Annotated in this window: 1 protein-coding gene; it reads left to right on the forward strand. The window is 57.0% G+C overall.

Going from position 1 to position 1,506, the window contains the following annotated elements:
- The first annotated feature begins 172 nt into the window (after positions 1-172).
- Positions 173-1,192, forward strand: coding sequence for an IS110 family transposase (locus U5771_RS35035; protein WP_322028159.1), 1,020 nt, complete (start codon positions 173-175; stop codon positions 1,190-1,192).
- Positions 1,193-1,506 lie beyond the last annotated feature (314 nt).

The following is a 1,506-nucleotide window of genomic DNA, read 5'->3' on the forward strand; positions in this document are numbered from 1 at the left end:
TCATTTTGTGGGCGGGGCAATGGAATGGACGCCTCCCACCTCGTGAGTCGCGGAGGTGGCAAGAATGAGGAAAGGGAAAGGTAGCAAAGACGGACCTGTACGGGCCGACGGCATCAAGGTGCCCAAGAAGGAAGATGATGTAGATCTACCCAGGCAAACCGGAGAGTCCGCCATGAAGCTCACGCCAGTTGGGATCGACATTGCAAAGAACGTCTTTCAAGTCCACCACGTCGATGAGGAGACCGGAGAAGTCCTAAACAAGCCGATCAAACGAGCGAAGCTCCTCGAATACTTCGCGAACCGCGCGCCGTGTCAAATCGGTATGGAAGCGTGCGGCGGTGCACACCACTGGGCGAGGCAATTTGTACGGATGGGCCATCAGGTGAAGTTGATGCCTGGCGAATACGTAAAGGCGTTCAATATCCGCAACAAGAAGGATGCGGCGGATGCTCTGGCGATCTGGCGGGCAGTGCAACAGCCGAGCAAGGCCGTTGCGGTGAAGACCGAGATGCAACAGGCGATGTTGGCGCTGCACAGAGTGCGCGAGCAATTGGTGAAGTTCCGGACCATGCAGATCAACTGCCTGCGCGGATTGCTGACCGAATACGGCGAAGTGATGGGCACCGGTCGAGCCGCGTTCGACAAAGGAATGCCCGAGGTGCTGGCGCGAATTTCCGAGCGCTTGCCAACTGCCCTGATCGACACCCTGCGCGAACAATGGAACGGGCTGCGGCTACTGGATGAGCAGATCGGGGCCATTGAGCGGCGGATGCGTGAGTGGAAGAAGGACGATCAAGCCGTGAAGGCGATCAGTGAAATCCCCGGCGTGGGCGTTCTGACAGCGACGGCGGCAGTCGCCATGATGGGTAACCCGAAGGCATTCAGGTCGGGGCGCGAGTTCGCTGCATGGGCAGGGCTCGTACCGAGGCAAACGGGATCGGGTGGCAAGGTCAATCTATATGGCATCAGCAAGCTTGGTGACATGTATTTGCGCACGTTGTTGATTCACGGTGCGCGCAGTGTCTTGACTCGCGGGAAGGAACTCGATCCGTGGCTTGTGCAGATGAAGATGCGCCGGCCACTGAACGTGGTGATCGTCGCGTTGGCGAACAAGATGGCACGGACGATCTGGGCAATCCTTGCTCACGATCGACCGTATCAGAAAGGTTACGTGAGTGCGAAGCCAGCATAAATGGCTCGCAGTACGTAGAGGTGAACTTCTATCAAAGGATGGAACGTTGAAAGGTTGCGTTGGTAATTGAGCGTGATGGCAACACAGGTCGGACCGGGACTCGCTAAACCTGCATGATTTGAAGGGCTTCCAGCTCGTCGGGGCAATGAGGTGCGAGTCAGCGGATTCCATAGGGGCCCGCAGCAGACGTATCGGCTGCGATAAGGCCGGATATACAGCTGCAAGCCGTTCCTGTCAGGTCAGATCGCTCGAAATCCTTCGCAAACGGGAGGCGTCCATATACATATCATGAGGTGTAAAAGTCATGGATATGC

Source organism: Burkholderia sp. BCC1977 (assembly GCF_905339595.1).
GTDB lineage: Bacteria > Pseudomonadota > Gammaproteobacteria > Burkholderiales > Burkholderiaceae > Burkholderia.

Coding starts and splice junctions, on each gene's coding strand:
- U5771_RS35035 (WP_322028159.1), top strand. CDS start 173: ATGAAGCTCACGCCAGTTGGGATCGACATTGCAAAGAACGTCTTTCAA.